18 protein-coding genes are annotated in these 22,538 nt (G+C 60.7%); 8 read left to right on the plus strand and 10 right to left on the minus strand.

What is annotated here, in order from left to right:
* The first annotated feature begins 12 nt into the window (after nucleotides 1-12).
* The gene (locus tag H8B15_RS15840; protein ID WP_185284440.1) at nucleotides 13-909 is read left to right on the plus strand and encodes a carbohydrate kinase family protein; all 897 of its coding nucleotides are present in this window, start codon (nucleotides 13-15) and stop codon (nucleotides 907-909) included.
* A gap of 34 nt (nucleotides 910-943) precedes the next feature.
* Nucleotides 944-2,482, plus strand: coding sequence for a glycoside hydrolase family 32 protein (locus H8B15_RS15845; RefSeq protein WP_185284441.1), 1,539 nt, complete (start codon nucleotides 944-946; stop codon nucleotides 2,480-2,482).
* Nucleotides 2,483-2,800: 318 nt separating this feature from the next.
* On the opposite strand, the gene H8B15_RS21085 is transcribed toward H8B15_RS15845, so the two are convergent.
* A complete protein-coding gene (locus H8B15_RS21085; RefSeq protein ID WP_246455540.1) occupies nucleotides 2,801-3,253 on the minus strand; it encodes a site-specific integrase in 453 nt (150 codons plus the stop codon).
* Between the two features lie 493 nt (nucleotides 3,254-3,746).
* On the opposite strand from H8B15_RS21085, the gene H8B15_RS15855 reads away from it, so the two are divergent.
* Nucleotides 3,747-4,709, plus strand: coding sequence for a site-specific integrase (locus H8B15_RS15855; RefSeq protein WP_185284442.1), 963 nt, complete (start codon nucleotides 3,747-3,749; stop codon nucleotides 4,707-4,709).
* A gap of 123 nt (nucleotides 4,710-4,832) precedes the next feature.
* Entirely contained in the window at nucleotides 4,833-5,045 is a 213-nt protein-coding gene (locus H8B15_RS15860) for a hypothetical protein (RefSeq protein ID WP_185284443.1), read from the plus strand.
* 204 nt (nucleotides 5,046-5,249) lie between these two features.
* Here H8B15_RS15860 and H8B15_RS15865 read toward each other — a convergent pair whose 3' ends face one another.
* From H8B15_RS15865 to H8B15_RS15900, 9 genes are all read right to left on the minus strand, one after another.
* Nucleotides 5,250-6,035 (minus strand): ZIP family metal transporter, encoded by a 786-nt coding sequence (locus H8B15_RS15865; RefSeq protein ID WP_246455544.1) that lies wholly within the window; start codon nucleotides 6,033-6,035, stop codon nucleotides 5,250-5,252.
* Nucleotides 6,032-8,137, minus strand: coding sequence for a heavy metal translocating P-type ATPase (locus tag H8B15_RS15870; RefSeq protein ID WP_187320641.1), 2,106 nt, complete (start codon nucleotides 8,135-8,137; stop codon nucleotides 6,032-6,034). Before H8B15_RS15870 ends, H8B15_RS15865 begins: the two co-directional genes overlap by 4 nt.
* Nucleotides 8,138-8,188: 51 nt before the next feature.
* Nucleotides 8,189-8,803, minus strand: a complete 615-nt coding sequence (locus tag H8B15_RS15875) for a hypothetical protein (RefSeq protein ID WP_187320642.1) — start codon at nucleotides 8,801-8,803, stop codon at nucleotides 8,189-8,191.
* 81 nt (nucleotides 8,804-8,884) lie between these two features.
* Nucleotides 8,885-9,307, minus strand: a complete 423-nt coding sequence (locus H8B15_RS15880; RefSeq protein WP_187320643.1) for a Fur family transcriptional regulator — start codon at nucleotides 9,305-9,307, stop codon at nucleotides 8,885-8,887.
* Nucleotides 9,308-9,399: 92 nt separating this feature from the next.
* The gene (locus tag H8B15_RS15885) at nucleotides 9,400-9,729 is read right to left on the minus strand and encodes a YnfA family protein (protein ID WP_187320644.1); all 330 of its coding nucleotides are present in this window, start codon (nucleotides 9,727-9,729) and stop codon (nucleotides 9,400-9,402) included.
* Nucleotides 9,730-9,779: 50 nt separating this feature from the next.
* The gene (locus H8B15_RS15890; RefSeq protein ID WP_187320645.1) at nucleotides 9,780-10,967 is read right to left on the minus strand and encodes an efflux RND transporter periplasmic adaptor subunit; all 1,188 of its coding nucleotides are present in this window, start codon (nucleotides 10,965-10,967) and stop codon (nucleotides 9,780-9,782) included.
* Nucleotides 10,968-10,990: 23 nt separating this feature from the next.
* Nucleotides 10,991-15,397, minus strand: coding sequence for a CusA/CzcA family heavy metal efflux RND transporter (locus H8B15_RS15895; protein WP_187320646.1), 4,407 nt, complete (start codon nucleotides 15,395-15,397; stop codon nucleotides 10,991-10,993).
* Between the two features lie 193 nt (nucleotides 15,398-15,590).
* Nucleotides 15,591-15,920 (minus strand): DUF6660 family protein, encoded by a 330-nt coding sequence (locus H8B15_RS21415; protein WP_425489805.1) that lies wholly within the window; start codon nucleotides 15,918-15,920, stop codon nucleotides 15,591-15,593.
* A gap of 581 nt (nucleotides 15,921-16,501) precedes the next feature.
* Entirely contained in the window at nucleotides 16,502-17,506 is a 1,005-nt protein-coding gene (locus tag H8B15_RS15900; RefSeq protein WP_187320647.1) for a helix-turn-helix transcriptional regulator, read from the minus strand.
* 98 nt (nucleotides 17,507-17,604) lie between these two features.
* Between H8B15_RS15900 and H8B15_RS15905 the strand changes: the two genes are divergently transcribed.
* From H8B15_RS15905 to H8B15_RS15920, 4 genes are all read left to right on the plus strand, one after another.
* Nucleotides 17,605-20,136 (plus strand): N-6 DNA methylase, encoded by a 2,532-nt coding sequence (locus H8B15_RS15905; RefSeq protein WP_187320648.1) that lies wholly within the window; start codon nucleotides 17,605-17,607, stop codon nucleotides 20,134-20,136.
* On the plus strand, nucleotides 20,133-21,365 hold the full coding sequence (locus H8B15_RS15910; protein ID WP_187320649.1) for a hypothetical protein: 1,233 nt from the start codon (nucleotides 20,133-20,135) through the stop codon (nucleotides 21,363-21,365). The genes H8B15_RS15905 and H8B15_RS15910 overlap by 4 nt, the downstream gene beginning before the upstream one ends.
* 243 nt (nucleotides 21,366-21,608) lie before the next feature.
* On the plus strand, nucleotides 21,609-22,190 hold the full coding sequence (locus H8B15_RS15915; RefSeq protein ID WP_187320650.1) for a restriction endonuclease subunit S: 582 nt from the start codon (nucleotides 21,609-21,611) through the stop codon (nucleotides 22,188-22,190).
* A 14-nt stretch (nucleotides 22,191-22,204) separates the two neighbouring features.
* Entirely contained in the window at nucleotides 22,205-22,498 is a 294-nt protein-coding gene (locus H8B15_RS15920) for a hypothetical protein (protein WP_187320651.1), read from the plus strand.
* The last annotated feature ends 40 nt before the right edge of the window (nucleotides 22,499-22,538 follow it).

A 22,538-nucleotide genomic window follows, 5' to 3' on the forward strand; every position in this document is an offset into this window, starting at 1 on the left:
TTTACGCTGCATATGCCTACCTCCGTTGTTTGTTTCGGCGAAGTACTTTGGGACATCCTGCCTACCGGCCAGCAGCCGGGCGGGGCTCCGTTTAACGTAGCCGTGCACCTGAGCCAGTTGGGCCAACCTGCTGAGCTGATCAGCCGCGTGGGCGACGATGAGCTGGGCCGGGAACTGCTGGCTTTCATCGAGTCGAAGCATTTAAGTACCACCTATGTTCAACAAGGCCATACCCACCTCACGGGGGTAGTGAAAGCCAACGTAGACGACGCCAACGAAGTGGTCTACAAGATTGTGCAGCCTGTGGCCTGGGACTATATCCAGTATGAGGCGGCACTGGCCGATACAGTAGCGGAGGCCGATATGCTGGTCTACGGCAGCCTAGTTGCTCGCCAGACCAATAGCCGCGAAACTCTCTACCGCCTACTCGAAAGCGCCCGTTTCCGGGTGTTCGACGTGAACCTGCGTCCCCCGCACTACACCAGGGAAGTAACGAAGTACCTGCTCAGCAAAGCCAACCTGGTCAAGATGAATCACCATGAGTTGACTGAAGTGATGGAGTGGTTGGGCCAGGGGCCGGTGCAGGATAGGGAAGCGGCCATGCAGTGGCTGGCCCAGCGCTACCAGTTGCAAGCGGTGTGCGTCACGTGTGGCGCCGATGGCGCCCTACTCTACACCGGCGGGCAGCTCTACCGGGCTCCCGGCCTACCCGTGCAGGTGCGCGACACCATTGGCAGTGGCGACGCCTTTTTGGCGGCCTTGCTGAAAGGCTGGCTAGCCGGCGACAAGCCGGACGCTATGCTGCGCTTTGCCTGCGCGGCGGGGGCGCTAGTGGCTACTCACCAAGGCGCCACGCCCGCCATCACCGCCGCCGACGTGGCCAAACTGCTCGCGCCGCAAACGGCGTAAGCTACTTCCTATTCCTTTCGCCCTTCGTTCGATCATGAAAAAGTTACTGGCCCTTCTTAGCGGCGCGCTCCTGACGACTACCTCCTTCGCCCAGCAAGCCGCCGTGCCGCCGGCTACCCCGCAGTATCGCCCAGCCTACCATTTCACGCCGACTGCGCACTGGATGAACGACCCCAATGGCATGGTCTATTATCAGGGCACCTACCACTTGTTCTTCCAGTACTACCCCCAGGGTATGGTCTGGGGACCTATGCACTGGGGCCACGCCACCAGCCCCGACATGGTGCGCTGGCAGGAGCAGCCCATTGCTCTCGCCCCTGATAGCCTGGGCTACATTTTCTCGGGCTCGGCTGTGGTAGATGCCGATAACACGGCCGGTTTCGGTAAGAATGCGTTGGTCGCCATCTTCACCCACCACAGCCCGGAAGAGGAGAAAAAAGGGCAGAACAAGCACCAATACCAAAGCCTGGCCTACAGCCTCGACGCGGGCAAGACGTGGACTAAATATGCCGGCAACCCCGTTCTGCCCAATCCTGGCATTGTGGACTTCCGTGACCCAAAAGTGAGCTGGAATGAGCCCGCTAAGCAGTGGGTGATGACCTTGGCGACCAAGGACCGCATCACGTTCTACTCCTCGCCTAACCTGAAAGAGTGGACCAAACTGAGCGAGTTTGGCGAGAAGCTGGGCGCCCATGGCGGCGTATGGGAGTGCCCCGATCTGTTTCCGCTTATGCTCAACGGCAAAACGTATTGGGTGCTCATCGTGAACCTAAACCCGGGTGGTCCCAACGGTGGCTCGGCCACGCAGTATTTTGTGGGCCAGTTTGATGGCAAAACCTTCACGCCCCTCAACGCCAACACCAAGTGGGCCGACTACGGCCCCGACGAGTACGCCGGCGTAACGTGGAATAACACCGGCAACCGCCGCCTGTTTCTGGGTTGGATGAGCAACTGGGAGTACGCCAACCAGGTGCCTACCTCGCCCTGGCGTAGCGCCACAACCATCCCGCGCGAGCTGGGTTTGCGCCAAGTGGGTAGTGAAATCTACCTCACCTCGCAGCCCGTCTCCGAGCTGCGCACCCTGGCCGGCAAGGCCACCACCCTACAGAATATAACGGTAAAAGCGCCCACCGACCTTACCGCCCGCCTCAACAGCACCACCGACAAGCACCGCCTGACACTCAGCACCAAGCAGTTGAATGATTTTGAGCTAGTGCTGGGCAATGTGGCCGGGGAGGAGCTGATAGTAGGGTACGATAAAGCGGCCAAACAGTATTTCATTGACCGCAGCAAGGCTGGTAAAAACAACTTCAGCCCCAAGTTTACGGGGCGTGCCACGGCCCCGCGCCTGAGCACGGCCGCCGGCACCGAGCTGACACTCTACCTCGATGCGGCCTCTGTGGAGCTGTTCGCCGACCAGGGCCTGACGGTGATGACCAGTATTTTCTTCGCTAGCAAGCCGCTGACTTCTATAAAATTGCGTTCGGCGCAGGGTAGCACGTGGCAGCAACTCAGCAACACGCCGCTGGTGGCAAAACCAGCCAGCAAGGCCCCAACCTTGGGACAGCGATGAGTCGCTCCTTTTCTTGTACAACCAAACATGTTCGAAAAGGGGCGTTATGGGACTGGGAAAGCACTGGGTAACAGCTTAGTAATTTGAGTACAAGCTCGTCTCTTGGTTTGGTGGGGTTACTCATCTAACAGAGCAGCCCCACATGCATAGGCCTATGTTAGACTGCTACGTACAGAAAATACAAACCTGTCGAAAAACACTCCGAAGCAATTCCTACTGGGGATACGCTCACAAGCCGAGGAATTTGGCGGCGTTGAAGCGCTTGACATCCTCTAAGTGGGCGTAGCACTCGATCATGGCATTGGTCTTCTGCTTGGTCTAGTTCTTAATGGCCTTGTTCGACTGCCCCGCCTCCACGGCAATGGTGACAAAGGACGCACGGAGCGAGTGGGCCGTGTACTGCCCGCCCAAGTGCTGCTGCACGAGTTTGTTGGCGCTGATGTCGGAGAGGCGAAAGGTGGAGGGTTGGGCTACTTGCTTGGGCACCCGTTTCAGGGACACGAGCAGCGGCCCCGTGTCGCGGCCGAGCACCGCGACCCAAGCCTGCATCGAGCGCACGGGGCAGTAGCGGTCGTCGGGGGCATAGAAGACAGCTTTGTCCTCCACCTCGCCGTACTGGTTGGTCTTGTTCTTGTCCAGATGGATCAGCAGCGCTTGCGGGGTGAGCTTAAGGTGTTCCACGTTCAGGGCCACCAGTTCAGAGCGGCGGAAGGCGCCGGCAAAGCCCAGCAGTAGCAGCGCCCGGTCGCGCAGTCCGGCTGGTGTGGCCAAGTCCAGCTGGTTGATGGCGCGCTTGAGTTCGTCGTCCGAAAAGGCCGGGGCTTGCCGCTAGCGCTTGCCTAGTACGCGAGTGATTTGCGGGGCTGGTCGGCTAGGTGCGTTACGTACTGGGCCACGGTGGTCACAGCGGCGGGCAGGTCCTCAAAGTCTTGATCTCAGCAGTACTGCTCGAAGGTGCGTAGGTCGGCCACGTACGCCCGGCGCGTATTGGCCGCGCCGGCTAGGCCGACGGCCACGTAGCGGGCCACCACATCGGAGACAGAAGACAAGCCTGCGGGCAACATTGCGGGGACTGGAATCAACTCACTCATGGTAAAAAAACTAGCGCGCTTGATGGTGCCTATATATAATTAGGAGTAGCCGAGCGATTTTGGCTGCAAAGTACGAAAAACAATAAGGTTCGATAACTCTTACTTATCGAACCTTATTGTTTTTCGTACTTTGCAGCCAAAATCGCTCGCCTACTCCTATTATATATAGCCACATGAAAAAGCTGCCCGCTGTGTCCGCCCCGACACCTTCGAGTCTGTCGCTCGTCGATCTCACGGAACACACGGCCAAATACGTGGCGGCCGGCTTGTCGGGGGCGCCCAATACGGCCAAGGCCTACGCCGGCGATTTGCAGCGCTTCGGGGCCTGGTGCCAGGAGCACGCGTTGGAACCGCTGCCCGCCTCGATCGATACGCTCGCTGGCTTTGTGACGCACCTCGCAGAGTCGGGTAAGAAAGTAGCGACCATCCAGCGCCACTGCGCCGCCATCAGCAAAGCCCACGCGTTACGGGGGCTGGACTCGCCCACCGATGACAAGAAGTTCAAGGTGCTGCTCGAGGGCATCGCGCGCCTGAAGGGCGTGCGGCAGAAGCAAGCGCCCGCCTTCACGCTGGCGAATTTCAAACGCACCGTGAAAAGTATCGATGCGAAGACCCTTTCTGGGCTGCGCGACCGGGTGATTCTGCTGCTGGGTTTTACCGGCGCCTTTCGCCGCTCCGAGCTGTCGGCGCTGAATATCGAGGACCTTTCCTTTTCCGAGGAAGGACTCATTGTCAACCTGGCTAAGAGCAAGACCAACCAGTTGGGGGCCGCCGAGGAAAAGGCCATCTTCTACTCGCCCGAGTTTACGCTCTGCCCCATCCGCACGCTCCAAGCGTGGCTGCAACGGCTGGGCCGCACGGAAGGGCCCGTGTTCGTCTCGTTCCGCAAAGGCGGGCGCCTGACCGAGCGGCGCCTGACGGATCATCACCTGAACTTAATTGTACAGCGGTATTTAGGGGTGAAGTTCTCGGCCCACTCGCTGCGCGCTTCCTTTGTGACGGTGGCCAAGCTAGCCGGCGCCGATGACTCGGAGGTGATGAACCAGACCAAGCACAAAACGAGCGAGATGATCCGGCGCTACACCCGCCTCGACAATGTGCGCCAGCACAATGCTGCCCAGAAGCTGGGCTTGTAACAACTACGAAGATGTACCATAGGTAAGCATAGCAAAGGCTTTGCCCCACTTTGTCCTACCTAGAGGTGACGAGCGACGGTGCGGGGAGCAGGAACCTTCAGATGGTAGGCGTGTTATTCTACTATGTCTTACTCTACCAAACGCCCGCGGGTGCGTAAACCTGCGGAATCACCCGCTCCCTCCCTGTCACCGGCCGAACACCTGGCGGCGCTACAGGCCCGCGAGGCGGGCAAGACCATCATGTACCACGTGGATGCGTGGGGGCATGTCGAAACCCGCTTTGTGCGCTCGCAGAACGTGGACGCCTGGCTAGCCAAAGGCTTTTTCGTACGCTAATCTGTCCCTAAAGTAGCATATAGCTGAAAGCTCCGTCGCAAGCGGAGCTTTTTCATTATCCACAACAAGCCAATGATAGGTGAGCAGTGCTTAAGGCCCACGTTACAGCTTGAGGACCACCCTCCTTAGAATGTAACTTTTGCACTAATGCCCTTGAGAAGACACAGTATTGCCCTAACCGCTACTAATTGCTGGTTTATAAAATTAGGCGACCATGCCCAGCAAGAGAAACAGCAGAAACCCCACAAAAAAGGCCAGCGTGAGCCATGGCGTTTCCGTCTCCTCGTGGGCCTCTATTAACAGCTCCTCGGTGACGAGAAACAGTAGCGCGGCCAGCCCGAAGGAGAGCACGATTTCCAGCAGGTTGCCGGTAGCGCCCTGCAAGACGGTGAGCCCTACCCCAGCCCCGGTCAGCAGCAGTAGCGAAAGTCCCGCCACGATGCCCACGGCCCGTCCCTTGCTGTGCCCATCCTGGCGCAGTTCCACGGCCGTGGCTAGGCCCAGCGAGAGCAATTCAATGGTCAGGGCCACGGCCAGCAGGGTGCCCTCCTTGGCACCGGCGGCAAAGCCGATACCCAGCAGCAAACCGTCAATCAGGATATCGATGCCGATGGCCAGCAGCAGGCCCCAGGGGAGCGGTGCGGCCGGCGTCGGGCTCCCGGCCGCTACTGCGGGGGGCACTTCCTTCCGCTGCTCCAGGCGCTGAGTAAAGGCGCGCAGCCCCAACATGGTAGCAATGCCCAGGCCGAAGCCCAGGGCTACTTCGTAGGGGGCGTGGCGCTGCACGATGTCGGGTAGCAGCTCCACGGCCACGACGGAGAAGATGACCCCGGCCGCAAAGTGCAGAATGGCACTGCGCAGACCCGGCCCCGGCGCCCGCCACACGGCCAGCGCCGCCCCGGCTATCATCACAAGGGCAGGCAGGAGCGAAAAGCCCGCCAGGGTTGTCCAGGCGGGTTGGCTAGTAGCCGCCAGCACGAGCAGCATCATTTTGACGAGTTATCGGTTATAAAATTCATGCGCTGAATGCGCACGGCGTTGAGAATCGCCAGCAGGGCCACGCCCACGTCGGCAAACACGGCCTCCCACATGGTGGCCACGCCGCCGGCCCCCAGGGCCAGCACCACGGCTTTCACTCCGAAGGCCAGCCAGATGTTCTGCCACACCACGCGGTGCGTGGCGCGGGCAATGCGGCGGGCGGTAGCAATCTTGCTGGGGTGGTCGGTCTGAATTACGACGTCGGCCGTTTCAATGGTCGCGTCTGAGCCCAGCCCGCCCATGGCAATGCCCACGTCGGCCAGCGCCACCACGGGCGCGTCATTGACCCCGTCGCCCACGAAGGCCAGTTTGCGGCCCTCGCTTAGGTACTGCTGCACGTACTTGGCCTTGTCTTCGGGGAGCAACCCACCGTGCGCTTCGGTAATGCCTAGTTCCTTCGCCACCCGCTGCACGATGCTGTCCTTGTCGCCGGAGAGCATCACCACCTGGCCGATGCCGTCGGCTTTCAACTCCTGCACGGCGCGGGCCGCGTCTTCTTTCGGGGCGTCGGCCACGGTGAGGTAGCCGGCGTACTGGCCGTCCACGGCCGCCACCACGATGCTGTCCACCACCTGGTCAACTTCCGCCGGGTAGGAAACGGCGAACTTCGCCAGCAGCTTGGTATTGCCGGCCAGCACGTTGCGGCCATCCACCGTGCCACGCAGGCCGTGGCCGGCAATTTCCTCCACAGCCTCGACGGGCACGCCCGTGGCGGCCGCGCCGACGTGGGTCACCACGGCCTTGGCAATGGGGTGGGTGGATTTGGTTTCCAGCGCCCCGACCAGCCGCAGCAGCTGCTCGGGCGTGGTGCCGGGCGCGGGCTGCACCTGCTGCACGGCAAACACGCCCTGCGTGAGCGTGCCCGTCTTGTCCATCACCACGGTGTCAATCTCGCGAAGTACGTCCAGAAAATTGGAGCCTTTGAACAGAATACCCGCTTTCGAGGCCGCCCCGATACCGCCGAAGTAGCCCAGCGGAATGCTGATCACCAGCGCACAGGGACAGGAAATGACCAGAAACACCAGCGCCCGGTAGAGCCAGTCCCGGAAGACGTAGTCACCCACCACGAAGTAGGGCACCAGCACCAATAGCACGGCCAGCCCCACCACAATGGGCGTGTAGATGCGGGCAAACGTGGTGATGAACTGCTGGGTTTTGGCCTTGCGGCCTACCGCGTCCTGCACCATCGCCAGGATTTTTGAGAGCTTGGTATCGGCAAAGGCAGCCGTAACCGTGACCTGAATCAGGGATTCGAGGTTAATCATACCCGCCAGCACGGCCTCGCCCGGCTGCTTGGTTTGCGGAGCCGACTCGCCGGTGAGGGCCGCCGTGTTGAAGCTGGCTGCCTGACCGTTGAGCGTGCCGTCGAGGGCTACCTTCTCGCCGGGCTTCACTTCCATTATGTCGCCCATTTGCACGGCCTTGGGGTCGAGCACCAGCGGCTGGCCCTCCCGCACCACGGTGACTTCGGTGGCCTGAATTTCGAGCAGGGCCTTGATGCTGCGCTTGGCCCGGTTCACGGCTGCATCCTGAAACAGCTCGCCCACGGTGTAGAACAGCATCACGGCCACGCCTTCCGGGTACTCGCCAATGGCAAATGCGCCGAGCGTGGCGAGGCTCATGAGCAGAAACTCATTGAAGATATTGCCTGAGGGAATGCTCTGGATAGCTGCGCGAATCACCTTCCAGCCTACCAGCAAAAAAGCCAAGCCGTACCAGGCCAGGCGCACATAGCCCGTGAAAAAGGCCACATCAACATAATTCAGCGCAATACCGGCCAGTAGCAGGGCCAGACTGATGCCCGGCACCAGGTAAGGATGGTCGCCGGCCGGGCCGTGGTCATGGTCGCCCGCGCCGTGGCTATGGCCGGCGTGCGCGTCCGGTGTCGTATCCTCGGCCGGGGCGTGGTCGTGGCCGGCTACGTCGTGGCCCTGGGGCTCTGTCGCGGCGTCGGGCGTGAGCTGCTCGCGGCTAAGAGCGCCCACGTTTTCGAGCTTTACCTGCTTGGCAGTATGCAGCTCTTCGTTGGTGTTCTGGGAGGTTGGATCAGGCATAGGAGGAAAATGGATTCGGAAGGAAAAGAAGAAAGTAGTGGTAGCAAGCGGCTACCAATCCAAGAAAAAGCCAGCCAGCCCCACCAGTATGAGCACCGCGCCGGTCAGCTGCCGTTCGTGTTCGACGAGCCCCGCCAGCTTCAGCCTTGGCAAGCTGCGGTGGGCCAGTGCTACCAGAGCGCACATGGCGGTAACGGAAACCAGTAGGTACAGGAGCATCAGCAGCGCCAACGCGGCGGGGCCGTGGGTGCCGGCAGCCAGAAAGAAGGTCTGAATCTCCAGGCACGGGGCCAGAAACATCGTCGCGGCCAGTCCCAGCACCACCCGCCGGCGTGGTCCCCGGCGGCTCACCGGGCGCGAGTCCGGGTGCGTATGGCCGGGCCCGGAAAAGGCATAGACCAGCCCGATGAGCACCAGCACCAACGGCGCGACCCACCCGACTACCTGCTCGAAACGGGCCGATAGGCGCCAGCCCAGCCAGCCCAGTGCTAGCCCAAGGACCACCGTGCTCAGCACGTGGGCCAGGCCTGCTACCAGCGTCACGCCCACTGCCCGGCGCAACGGCCAGTGTTCGGCCCGGGCGACGGCCAGTACGGGTGCCCAGTGGTTGGGAATGGCGGCGTGGAGCAAGCTGAGCACAAGAGCACCGGTGAGAAGTTCAAGCATGGGCAGCTGAAATCAGATAAGGCACTGCCCCAGGCGAGCACAAACTTCGCTCGCGGGGCGATGCAATGGTATTGCATTGTTTCAGGCGATGCTGGTGCAGCGTGCGCACACGCCCTTCAGCACCAAACTCGTTTCCTGCACCTGAAACGCGCTGGGCAAGGGAATAGCCGGTATGGCCACCGCCGGTAGGCAGCTGGTTTCTCGGCACTGGGTGCAGAAGAAATGCACGTGCAGATCCTGGTGGTGCTCAGGCGTGCAGCCGGGCTCACACAAGGCAAACTTGACGGCCCCGCTGCCGTCCTCAATGCGATGCACCAAGCCCTTGTCGGTAAAGGTTTTCAGGGTGCGGTGTACGGTGATGCGGTCGGCGTGGCCGAGCAATTGCTCCACGTCGGCCAGACTGAGTGCGGCCGACTGCTGTTGCAGCACTTCCAGCACCAACAGGCGCATGGCCGTGGGTGTGATCTGCTTGGCAATGAGGGTGTCTTCTTGGGGATGGGCCATAGCGTGCGTGATGAAGAATAAGGGTTGGACGGCCGCTTTTTTCAGGGTAGCAAGCTGCCAGGAGCTGGGGTGAACCAGAGCAACACGAGGAGTCAGGGTCGGGGCCAGAACAGCATGACCCCCAGCCCTAATAGGATGATGACCCCGCCCAGCACATCCAACCGATCCGGCCGAAAACCGTCGAAGTACCAGGCCCAGGCAATGGACATGACCACGAAAATGCCGCCGTAGACGGCGTAGGTTTTGCCAAAGGAGGTGGGCTGCCAGGTGGCCACCCAGCCGTAGAGCACAAGCAGCAGGGCCCCGAGCAGGCCCATCCATCCCGGACGGTCCGCCTTTAGCCACTGCCAGACCAGGTAGCCGCCCCCGATTTCGCAGAGGCCAGCCAATATAAAGACGGCAATGGGTTGTAAGTAGCTCATTATGGAGAGTGTTAGCACAGAATGGATAAACAGAATCTGCCCGCAGGGGGCTATTCCTCTTCTTCGGCGTTTTTCATCTTGGCCAGCAGCGAGTAGGCCGCCGCCGTGACAAAGGTGGTCGTTGCGGGGACCGATGTGGGTAGGGTGACTTCGGTGAAATTGTCTTCGCTACGTCCCAGGGTGACGGGCACCATGCGGTAGCGGCCGGGGGCTTCCACGGCGTAGACGTAGTTCCTGCCCTCGAAGCGTACCACCGCCGCGTCGGGCAGGGCGGGCACCTCGGTGCGGCCGGTTTCAATGAGCGCCCGCACGTAGAGACCGGGCAGCAGGGCCGGGTCGTTTTCCTGGTTTAAGTGACCGTGGACGCGCACGGTGCGGTCCTCCCCAATGGCCCGCCCGATCAGATAGACGCGGGCCGTCCGCTCGCGGCGGGCACCCGTGGAGTCGCTGGCCAGCGTAAAGCGAATCAGCTGACCTTTCTGCACCCGCGCCACGTCGCGCTCAAACACAGTCAGCTCGACGTGCAAATGTTCGGGGTCCACGATTTCAAACAGCGCATCGGTCGGCGTCACCGCTTGCCCGACGGTAACGTTTACCGCCCGCACAAAGCCCGCCCGGGGTGCCCGGATGGGTGCCGTGGTAATCAGGCGCCCCCCCACCGGCAGGTTCACCAGCCGCAGCCGGGCCGCCAGGGCGTCGGTTTGCACGCGCAGCGCGTGGTAGTCGGCTTGGGCCCGCTGGTAGTTCTTCTGGGGCGCTACTTCCTGCTCGTACAGTTCTTTCTGCCGGGCCAGCTCGGTGCGGGCGTACGCCAGGCGGGCCTGGGTTTCCAGGTACTCCTGTTGTAGGGTCACGAACTCGGGGTTGCGGATGGTGGCCAGTACTTCGCCTTTACGCACCCGCGTGCCTTGCAGCAGTTCAGTGTTCTCCACGAAGCCTCCCAGCTGAGCCGTGACGGAGACGGCACTTTCCGGGGGCACGTCCAGCGTGCCGGTCACGGCCAGGCCCGTGCCCATGGGCCGGTTGGTCAGGTGCCCGGTCTGGATGCCCGCCACTTGCTGCTGCGCGGGCGAGAGCGTCACCAGGTCGGTCGTCTCTTCCGCTTCTTCGCCTTCCTGCTGATTGGGGGGCGCGGCTTCACGGCCTTCGGCATCTGCCGCCGTTTCTGGTTTATCGGGGGTGCAGCCGAAGGGTAGGCTCAGGCCCAGCAGCAGCACGAGTGAGGTGATCTTATGCATAGGAATCATTCTGAAAGAGCGGGTTATTGTGCCGGAGTGCCCAGCAGGTACTCCAAATCAATGGCGGTTTGGTTGTGCGCCAGCACGGCGTCGAGGTAGGCGGTGCGCACGCGCAGGGCGCGTTCCAGATTGAGCAGCAGTTCGGCGTAGGTGGTCTCGCCCGCCTTGTAGGCGAGCTGGCTAATGCGGACAATGACCGCGGCCTGCGGCAGACCGGTCTGCTCGTAGAACTGCACCCGTTGCTGCTGCGCTTGCAGGCGCAGGCGCAGCTCTTCGAGTTGAGCGGCTACTTCCGCCCGGTAGCGCTGATAGGTGCTGGCTGCCGCTTGCTCCTGCAACCGGGCCGCTTGCACGCGGGCCTTCAGCGGGCCGCGCAGTAGGGGGATGGCCACGCCCGCCTGCACGCCCTGGAACCGGTCACCGGCCCCGTAGGTGGTCATCCGGCCATCTACTTCGTAGGTGCCCCTAAGTGACTGGTTGGTGTAGCCTACCGTTACTTGCGGCAAGCCGGCGGCTTGCTCCACCCGGGTTTGCGCTTGTCGCTCCACTACTTGCTGTTGCAACACCCGGGCCTGGGGCGTCAACGCCAGCACCGCCGTATCCGAGGGGGCTGAGGGGGAGGGCAGCAGGCGCAGGGTACTGTCGGCAATGGTTACCAGTTGTGGGGCTTGTAGCAACGCTTGCAGCTGGCGGCGGGCAATGGCGTAGTCCGCTTGGGCTTCCGTTAGCAGGTTTTGCGTTTCGCCCTGCGCCAACAGGGCATTGGCGGGTTCGAGTCGGGCGACTTCCCCCGTGTTGAAGCGCAGCTGCGCCGAGCGCAGAAACTCGGCGTAGATGCTGTCCTGCCCGCGCAGCATGCGCAGCCGGTGCCGGGCATGGACGGCTTGCTCGTAGCTTAGTCGCACCTGCCGGCGCAGCTCCGCCTGCACCTGCGCGAGCTGCTGCTCGCGGCCCTGGATCTGCGCCTGACTCAGGTGGGCCTGCGCCTGGTAGTAACCCGGTAAGGCCAGCGTCTGCCCAATGCTGAGCACGTTGTCAGACAAGGGCGAGTTCACTTGCCCGTAGGTGCCCAGAATCGTGGTGCGGCCCACATCGTACGCGGTTCGTCGCAACGCCTGCTGCGCTTCCAACGCACTGCGGGCCGCCTGCACCGTGCCGTTGGCTTGCAGCGCCTGGCCCACCGCTTGCGTCGCCGTAAGCACGCCCTGTGCCCGACCGGGCGCGGGGAGTAGTAGTCCCCCAAGCAGGAGCAGCAATCCGGTAGCAACCGGCAGGGCCGTGGCCACCGGGGCCGGCTCTTCTCCCTTGGGTGTGGTCGGGCGTTCGGAGAGGGCATAGAGCACAGGCAGCACGAGCAGCGTGAGCAACGTGGCCGTCACCAGCCCGCCGATGACGACGGTGGCCAGGGGCCGCTGGACTTCCGCCCCGGCCGAGGTACTCAGGGCCATCGGCAGAAAGCCCAGCGACGCCACGGTGGCCGTCATCAACACCGGCCGCAACCGCACCTGTGTGCCTTCCAAGATACGCGAATACAGGTCCGTATGGCCTTCGTCCTTGAGTTGATTGAAGTAGCCGATCAGCACGATGCCGTTAAGTACGGCCACGCCAAACAGGGCAATAAAGCCTACCCCGGCCGAAATGCTGAAGGGCATGCCGCGCAGCCACAGGGCTAGCACCCCGCCGATGGCCGAGAGGGGAATGGCCGTGAAAATCAGCACCGACTGCTTCAGCGACCGGAAGGTGAAGAACAAGAGCACGAAAATGAGCAGCAGCGCCACCGGTACGGCGATACTCAGGCGCTCGGTGGCCTGGCGCAGGTTCTCGAACTGCCCGCCGTAGGTGGTGTAGTAGCCGGGAGCCAGCTTCAACTGCTGGTCCATTTTACCCTGCAACTCCTGCACAATGCTTTCCACGTCGCGGCCCCGCACGTTGAAGGCCACGCTGATCCGGCGCTTGGCATCGTCGCGCTGAATCTGGTTGGGGCCTTCCTGCAAGTCCACCGATGCTACTTGCTCCAGCGGAATTTGCTCGCCAGCAGGCGTGGCCACCAGCAGCTGCCGCACGTTGCGGATGTTCTGACGTAGCGCGGGGGCCAAGCGCAGCACCACGTCGAAGCGGCGCTCCTGCTCGAAAAGCTGCCCGGCGCTCTGCCCGGCAAAGGCGGTCTGCACCGTGCGGTTGACGTCCTCGGCGTTCAGCCCGAAACGGGCCAGCCGGTTGCGGTCCAGTTTCACCACGATTTGGGGCAGGCCGGTGACCTGCTCCACGTACACGTCCTCGGCGCCTGCCACCTGCCGCACCAGGCGGGCCGCCTGCTCGGCGTAGGCGGCCAGCTGCTGCAAGTCTTCGCCGTAGATTTTAAGCACCACGTCCTGCTTGGCGCCGGAAATCAGCTCGTTGAAGCGCATCTGAATGGGCTGCTGGAAGCCAAAGGTGACGCCGGGAATCACTGCAAGCGCTTCGGCCATCCGCTCGGCCAGCTCTTCCTGGGTGCGGGCCGAGGTCCATTTACGCTGGTCTTTCTCCAGGATCACCATCACGTCGGCCGCTTCCACCGGCATGGGGTCAGTAGGGATTTCCGCCGCTCCAATTTTGGCGACCACCTCTTTGACTTCCGGAAACTGCTTGGTGAGAATAGCGCCGGCCTGCTGGCTTTTATCGACCGTGTAGCTCAGCGACGAACCCGTGAGCGTACGCATCTCGATAGCAAAGTCTCCCTCGGCCAGTTGCGGGATGAACTCGCCGCCCAGGGTCCGGAACAGCAGCAGTGCGCACCCAAACAGGGCCACGGCGGTCACTAATACCACCGTTTTACGGCGTAGAGCCCCTACCAGCACCGGCCGGTAGCGGGCTTCCAGCCAGTTCATCATCCGGTCGGAAAACGTGCGCTTGGCTTCGGTGGCGCGGCTTAAGGCCAGCGCCGACATCATGGGCACGTAGGTCAGGCTCAGAAGAAAGGCGCCACTAATGGCGAAGGCCACGGTTTCGGCCATGGGCCGGAACATCTTACCCTCAATGCCCGCCAGCGCCAGCAAGGGCAAATACACGATGAGGATGATGATTTCGCCAAAGGCGGCCGAGGAGCGGATCTGGCTGGCCGCGTGGTAGGTTTCCTCGTTCATCTGCGCCGAGGTGAGGCGGCCCCCGGGCACGCGCAGCTGCCCGCCGTGCAGGCGGTGCACGATGGCCTCCACGATGATGACGGCCCCGTCCACAATCAGCCCGAAATCAATGGCGCCCAGCGAAAGCAGGTTGCCCGACACCCCGAACAGGCGCATCATGCTGATGGCAAAGAGCATGGCCAGTGGAATGACGGAGGCTACCACCAGCCCGGCCCGCCAGTTACCGAGAAAGAGCACGAGCACGAACAGCACAATCAACGCGCCTTCGACCAAGTTTTTGGTGACGGTACTAATGGCCCGGCCGACTAGGTCCGAGCGGTCCAGGTACACGTCGATGGTCACGCCTTCGGGTAGGGACTTGCGCACGGTGGCCATGCGCGCCTTCACGGCTTGGATCACCTCGTTGGCGTTGGCGCCTTTGAGCATGAGTACGAGGCCGCCGGTGACTTCGCCCTCCGCGTTGCGGGTCATGGCGCCGTAGCGCACGGCCGAGCCCAGGCGCACGTCGGCCACGTCGCGCACCAGCACGGGCAGGCCGTCCTGGGTGCTGCGCACGACGATGTTGCCCAGGTCGGCGGCATTCTCGGCCAGACCTTCGGTGCGGATAAAGTAGGCCGTGGGCTTCTGGTCGAGGTAGGCGCCCCCGGTGTTCTGGTTGTTGCGCGATACGGCCTGGTACACCTGGTCGATGGTGACCCCGAGCGAGCGCAGCCGGTCAGGGTCCAGGCGGATTTCGTACTGCTTGAGCTGCCCGCCGAAGCTGGACACGTCGGCCACGCCGGGTGTGCCCAGTAGCTGCCGCCGCACAATCCAGTCCTGAATGGTGCGTAGTTCGCGGGCGTCGTACCGCTGCTCGTAGCCCGGCTTGGCCCGCACCAGGTACTGGTACACTTCGCCCAGGCCGGTGCTGACGGGGGCCAGCTCCGGACGGCCGATGCCTGTCGGAATCTGGCTTTCGGCTTCGCGCAGGCGCTCGGCTACTTGTTGGCGGGCCCAGTAAATATCAATCTGGTCCTCGAAAACGATAGTTACCACCGAGAGGCCGAAGCGCGAGAAGGAGCGCACCTCTTCCCGGTGGGGAATGGTGGCCACGCTTTGCTCGATAGGAAAGGAAACGAGGCGCTCAATGTCGCTGGCCGCCAGCGAGGGCGCCACTGTATAGACGACAACCTGGTTGGTGGTGATGTCGGGTACCGCGTCAATGGGCAGCCGACTCAGCGAGTAGCCGCCCCAGGCAATCAAGGCCAGGGTCAGCAGCCCGATAAGGAGCTTGTTGTGGATGGAAAAATAGATCAGCCGGTCGAACATCCGCTGGTGGGGGGTTAGGTCTAACGCTTCCGTAAAAACCCTGCGGCGAGGCGGTTCCGGCCAGTAAAAGCGGGAACGGCGCGGCCACGACGCACCCCGGCGTCAACGCTACGCGTCGGCATGTCCAGCGAGGCTACTCCACGGGGGAGCAGGCCGCCCGGAGGGGGTGGTCAGCAGGAAAAAGAGGGAAGGATTAGGCCCGCGGCGGTTGCCAGATAGCCCCGGGAGCACGCGTTGGTGCCGCTACCACGAGCCGGGCGTGCCGGCGTGCCGAGTCCCATACCTGGGGCGGGGCTTGCATGAGCGCCGGTAGTGGAGCCAACGGTACGACGGCTCCACCGCAGCAGTGGCACTGGCATAGGGGGGAACACCAGTCCCCCAAGGCATCAGCCCCATAATCTGAGTGGGACGAGGCGGCTACCGTCGTTTGCGTCTGGTCTTTGCACACGGGCGCCTCGTCGGCACAGGTCAGGCACGAGAGGCACGCGAAATACAAAGCAAAAAACAGAGCAGAAAGACGCATTACAGGCAAAGATAGCGGAGTCGCTACTAACCCTATACAACCGGGCGTAGGCTAGGGTTTCTCCATAAGCGCGGGATGCATTCCGGGCAGCAGCAGCCCATGAGTAGCAATACGCCAAGAAGCACGCCTGTTACCGAAGACTCGGCGATGTTTCCAATACCCCAAATAGCGGTGGCTGTTGCAAAGCTACTGCATTGAGCATACGTGGGGTGAAATTTAGTATCCAGCGAGCGGAAAGGCTGTTGACGAACGCCTTAGCAGACTTCTACGACTCCCACCTGCGTTTAAGGAATGATACAAACTCAGCCGTAGCATTCCTGAACCTATTTTAGTGCTCGTGTACCATGTGTTGAGCAACTGTGTCTGGAAAAACACGGCCCACTCAACACATGCTACATGACCCATGAGCGCCGGCTTGGTACGACCTACGTGGGGCAGTGGGGAAGAAGAAAGGCAGGTTGGACACCTTCTCATCCACCGTTTGGAAAATGTCCAAGGTACTTCTCGGACATTTATCCAAAGGCCGCCAATTACGCTTGATACTGCTGATATATTACAGGTAATCTTGAACCCTATGCGAACTAGAGATAGTAACCCAACATTCTTTTTGCCTCCTCCGCCAGCTGTTCCCGCAGAATAGCCGGTGCCAGTACCTCCACGTCACCTCCATAGCTAAGCAACACACTTACCAGCTCCCGGGTCGGCACCACCTGCAATACCTTTTCGTCGGTATTCTTATCAAGCGTCTGAGAAGCGTGTAGTGGCTTCGTCAGCACATAGGGCAGCCGTGACTTTGTAAACCGTAACCGCACCTCCGCCAGCTCCGCATGGGGTAGAATAGAAACCCCTATCAGATGGGTAAAGTATTGATTTACCTCTCCCGCATGCGGCAGAAAAGTCTGCTTATCAGTATGCAATTGTTGTATCCGGTCCAGCGCAAACACCGATAAGCTAGTTTGCCAGCCTTCCCGCTGCCCTATCAGAAACCAGCGCCCGTTGTATTGCTTTAATAGGTAAGGATGCACCAGCAGTTCGTCTGGCTGTGTGGCTCCGAAGGGTTGGTAAATTATCCGCTGCACTTGTTGCTGTTGCACTGCTACATAAAGTGCCCCCAGCCATTCCTGTCCCTGATAGCTTGTCGGCTGCTCAAATTGGCAGATGGTTTCCCGAACTGCCTGTGCCTGTCCACTAAGCCGTAGTTCCAGTCGCTCTACTACCTCCCCCAATTCCCGCGACAGGCCCAGACCGGTAAGTTGTCGCAACAGCCCCACTGCCTGTTGCAACGTCGGCAGGTCGTGCACCGTCACCGGACTGGCAAAAATCGAATACCCTGCCTCCCCATAGTAATATCCGCGTTCCGGCTCGAAGAGGATAGGAGCGTTGTAGCCTGTTGCCCCACCCGGCCGCATATTCTTCAAGTCTTCTCGCAAAGTCCGTACACTCACTCCCCCAGCACTATCCACATGCTCGGCCAACACGGCGGCTACTTCTCTTCGGAGCCGCTCAAAGCTCCACTGCTGCGTGGTTCGCTGCAGGCAGGCGTCTATGGCGGCGTAGCGCAGCAGGGCATTTTTTGTAGGTGGCATAAATTTTTTTCGGGAAATTACGCCCTGTGCAGTTTGGCTGCACACCCCCACCGTTGCTTTGCATCGTCTTCCTGAAAAAAGGATGACATCCCTTGTCTATGAAACGTCCCCCCGCCCCTACCCCTCAACTGCAAAAACAGGTTACGAAGCTGTTTTCCATTATCCGCGACGAAGCTCGGGTGTCTTCTTATACCGCCGTGCCGGCCTTGCTTTTGCTTGGCCGACTCGCGCACCCGTCGTTTTGGGTAGAGGGCGATATGAACTACGGTTTTTATAGCTTCTCTCTGAGTGACTATCAGGCTAACGGCAACTCTGAAACTGTCAAGTCAGCCCTTATCTGGGCCGAAGAGCTAATGTCACTCCTCCGTCCTAACACTCGCGAACATGTAGCGTCCACAGTCGATTCGCTCCACCTTCCTGCTCTCCCTCAGGCCGAGTTTGAGAGCCTTTTTGATTTCACCCTCGACCAGCTCAGCCGCTACAACCGTGACTCCGGCGAATTTACAATTCCCGCCGACCTAGCCGAGCTCATTGCCTCTATTTACGAGCCCCAGCCGGGTATGCACGTCTACAATCTGCAAGCTGGCACCGCCGCGCTGCTTCCTTTTCTCAACCCGGCTGTTGAATATATTGGGCAGGAGCAAAACGCAGAAATCCGCAGGCTGGCTGCGCTACGCCTAGTCGCTTACCAACGTTCCTCAGTCGACCTGCTGGCCGAAATACACCTCGACCAGTGGCCCCAGCTTCCGCCCGCTGACCTTATCCTGACTACTCTGCCCGTATTCGGTAAAAGCGGCCATAGTAGCCGATTCCGGCCCGACCTGCCATACAAAATGCCGGACAACGCGGCTTTCGTTTACACCGTCCTGCGCCAGTTGCCGCCGCACGGCCGGGCTGTCATCCCGGTTGCGGCAGGCTTTCTATTCCAGCAGGGGCCGGCGTACCGGCAGTTGCGCCAGGAGTTGGTGACATCGGGTGCTCTGGAAGCCATAATCGAATTTCCCGCCGGCTTATTAGCGCCCTACACGGGCGTGCGCCTGGCCCTGCTGCTGCTCAACAAGGCCCGGCCCGCTGGTCAGCCAGTCCTGCTGCTCGATGCCGAGTCCTACACCCAACGCAAGGGCCGCCAGGTCACGCTGCAACCCGACGCCCTGCTCGCAGCGCTGACCCAGCCGCACGGCGCGGATGGTGCCCACTTCGCCACCGAAGCTGATTTCCGCCGGCACGACTACGACCTCACCGTCCGCCGCTACCAGCTACCCGCTGAACCCACGCCCCATCAGGTGCGCTTCGAACAGGTAGTCAAGCCGCTGCCGTTACGCAGCGAGCAGCCGACCGAGGGCCGGCTGTTGCGTATTCGGGATTTGAAGTCTGACAAACTGAGTTTCACGCTCACTGGCGACGAACTACCCGTTGAACAGTTCAGCGGCCGTCGCCTAGTGGCCTTGAAGCAGGATGCGCTATTGGTGGCTATTCAGGGCGGGCGGCCCAAGCCAACCTGGTACACGCACCAGCCGGGGGAAGAGGTATTCTTGTCGCCTACCAGTATTCTGCCACTCCAGCTAAGGCAGCCCGACGAGGTCGTGCTCGAATATCTGATAGCTGAGCTTAATTCTGAGTTCGTGCAGGAGCAGTTCCGTAATCTGAGCATTGGCTCCGCCATGCCCGCTATCCGGAAATCCGACTTATGGCAGCTGATTATCAATTTACCCGGTCTGGCCGAGCAGCGCAATTTAGTCCGCATAACCAGCGAGCAGGCCGACAAAACCCAACAACTCGCCTCAGATGCTGCCCAGACCGAGCGCGCCCTCAAAGCCGAGTCCTACGCGCAGCTCGCGGCCTTGAAGCATGCCCTGGGTCGGCCGCAGCTCAACCTGACGTCCAACGTCGACCTGCTGGAAGCCGCCATTCAGTATGCCGCTGCCTCCAATACGGTTTTAGCCCCGCACAGCCCTCTGTTTCCTACCGAAAGCACCACCGTACAGGATACTCTGGCCGCCATCAAGCGCGACCTGGAATTCATGTTCCAAACCCTGAGCCGCAACGAAGCCGAACTGGTCCTGGCCGACTACCCGCTACAAGCCCTCGACATCTTGGATTTCCTGCGCGAGGAAGTGGCGCACATCCGGACGAGCCTGCCGCCCTTTACTATCACGTTGCACGAGAAATTCGTGCCTGTTTTTGACTTCCCGAGTCATAAACAAGCGCAACGCATCGACTCCGTAACGGTGCAGGCCAACAAACACCTGCTTCAGCTACTACTCAGCCATGTAATTGAAAACGCCCGGCAACATGGATTCCATAACCTGGAGAAGGAGCGCAATAAAATCGACATCACGGTCGAAGAAGTATTCTTGGAGGAGGGGCTATCTGAGTTTGCCCTCAGCCTCACCATCGCCAACAACGGCCACCCTTTCCCCCTGAATTTCGATGTGGCGCAGCTCACCCGCAAGGGGGCCAAAGCCGGCCCCACCGGCAACACTGGTATCGGTGGCTACGAGGTCAAGCAGATTGTCAACTACTTTGGCGGCGAGCTGGAAATCATCAACCAGCCCGATGCTGAATACCCGGTAGCCTACGAGCTGGAGCTACCAGTCCTTGATGTACAATACAAAAAAGTGAAGCCATGAGCAGTTATCAGGTTCTATGGATTGATGACGAGTACAAAACGCTGCAGGGATTCAGCACGCTGGCCCGGGCAAATGGCATCACGCTAATTCCTTTCCAGTCAACCGAAGAAGGCATTCGCTACCTCTCCGCCCACATAAGTACCGTCAATGCCGTGCTGCTTGACGCCATGGCCTACCAGAAGGCTGGCCAGCAGGAAGGCACCGAAAGCCGGAAGGCGCTCTACGAGGCGTGGGAGCAAATCACCGCCCTCAGCAGCGCCCACCAAAAGCCCCTGCCTCGCTTCATTCTCACGGGCCAGCCCAGTCTCTTGCAGGATGCCGGCTTTCAGGAGCAGTACGAGGGGTTTTTCCGTAAAGGCTCCAGTGATGAAACGCAACGCCTGTTCGCGGCCATCAAAGAGGCCATCGACGGCCTGCCCGACGTGCAGCTCCGCTACCGCTTCGCGCCCGCATTCGCCTGCGCTGACCAGCTCCTCGGCCCCACGGCCAGTTCGCTCCTGCTGAAAGTGCTGCGGGAAATCGAACGTCCTGCCGCTACGCACGACGATGATAGCTCGTTCAATACCCTGCGTCAGCTGGTTGAAGCCTTCCTGCTCGCCACCCACCGCCAGCAGCTTCTGCCTGCCCAGTGCCTGAAGGGCCACGAGGTCAACCTCACCGCCGCTTCCATCTTCCTCAGCGGCCAGCAGATGAACCCGCCCCACGGCGGCGACAGTGTGAAACTGTCCCAGCCCAGCCTACCCAAAATCCTGGCCGATTCCTTGCGCACGCTCATCGAGCTTACCAGCAATGGCTCCCACTATCAGCACGACCAGAAGATAACCTCAACCGAGCGTGAAACTGCCAAGCAGCAGCTCCGGGTGCTCCGCCAAACGGTCAAAACACCCTACCTGCTAACCAGCCTCACGTACCAGCTGCTCGACCTGCTCGTGTGGCTCAAATCGGTAATCGATGATACCGCCCTGCTGCAAACCCACCAGAACAACTGGCAGACTATCCCATCCGCATCAGCTTCTGTCGAGTACGTTACCGGCACCATCGTTCACATAGACCGTGGGAATAATGGCCTATTCAAAGCCACTGACACCGGCCAGGAGGCCTTCGTATATCAATCTAGTATGCATAAACATGGCCTAACGCTTCACAGCGTACTCCAGGCCCAGCTGAAGCCCGCCACCCGGCCCGATGCCCGTGTCCCATTAGTTGTTGGAGATGTTCGTTTAAGTTAGCGGTAATGCTGCAAACCGGCAATTGCAGTATAGTTGCCAGGCTCCTATAGATGTCTCTGTGCTGCTACTTCACTATAATTTAAAGCAAGGAAAGAATAGCGAATAGGAATATTTGTTCCACCGCCTCATCCAGTATATTGCATGTCCCGCAATTAAAATTTGTAGTAAGATACAGAAGATATTTCTCGCATAATTCTGAGACGCACCTACCTTTGTAGTAAACTACAGAAACATATTTTTGGCGTGCTCACCATCTCCCACCTCACCGATACTTTCCTAGGTAGCTACGAAAAGCCGCTCGATGAGGGCCCGCTCACGCTGCTACTGCCTAGTGACCTCGACAGCATAGGTCGGCTGGTTCAGCCTCCCACGCGGTTTGCTCCCGCCAACGCAACCACCAAGCGCGCCCGGCTCCGCTCCGGCGACGTGCTACTACCCGCTAAGGGCGGCCGCTACCCCGCCACGCTCGTTACTGCCGAGTTGGCCGGCTATGTAGCCTCCTCTGGCTTTTTCGTCCTGCGGCCCAGCTTCGAGGTAGTACCCGCCTACCTGGCCGCCTACCTCAACCATCCCCACACCCAGCGCCGCCTCCAGGGCATCACCAACGCCAGTACCACCGTCCCTGTCCTCAACAAAGCCGCCCTGCTGGCCACCACCATCGACCTACCGCCTATTCCCGTGCAACAGCGGTTGGCCAACCTCCACCAGCTCTGGCTGCACGAGCAGCAGCTCACCGAGCGGCTCCTACAGCAAAAGGCCATGCTCTACCAGCAGGCCTTCCAAGAAGCCATCCACACCGCCACCGGCTCCTTCCTAACCGCTTAATCATCCTGTCAGTTATGAACACACTCATCACCTACGATATCACTATCCGCCATACCGAAGTAAAATCGGCTATGAAGACCAAAGGATATGCTGATGCTTGGACTGCTAATAATCAGACGTACTACCTACCCAATACTTCCTTATGGAAGAAGGGCATCACCCCACAGACTGCGCTAGCTGATTTGCAGCAGGTCATCCAGTCGCTGAACTCCAACCAGCCCGCCAATAAACAAATTCGTCTGGAGCGGTGCGCAGCCGTCGAGTGGACCAATTGGGCAGCCATTCCCGGTGATTCTCAGCGTCAATAAGAATTCTCCCCTAAACTAAGACTAAACCCGCGCCGCCTTG

The sequence above is a fragment of the Hymenobacter citatus genome (assembly GCF_014333615.1).
Taxonomy (GTDB): Bacteria; Bacteroidota; Bacteroidia; order Cytophagales; family Hymenobacteraceae; genus Hymenobacter; species Hymenobacter citatus.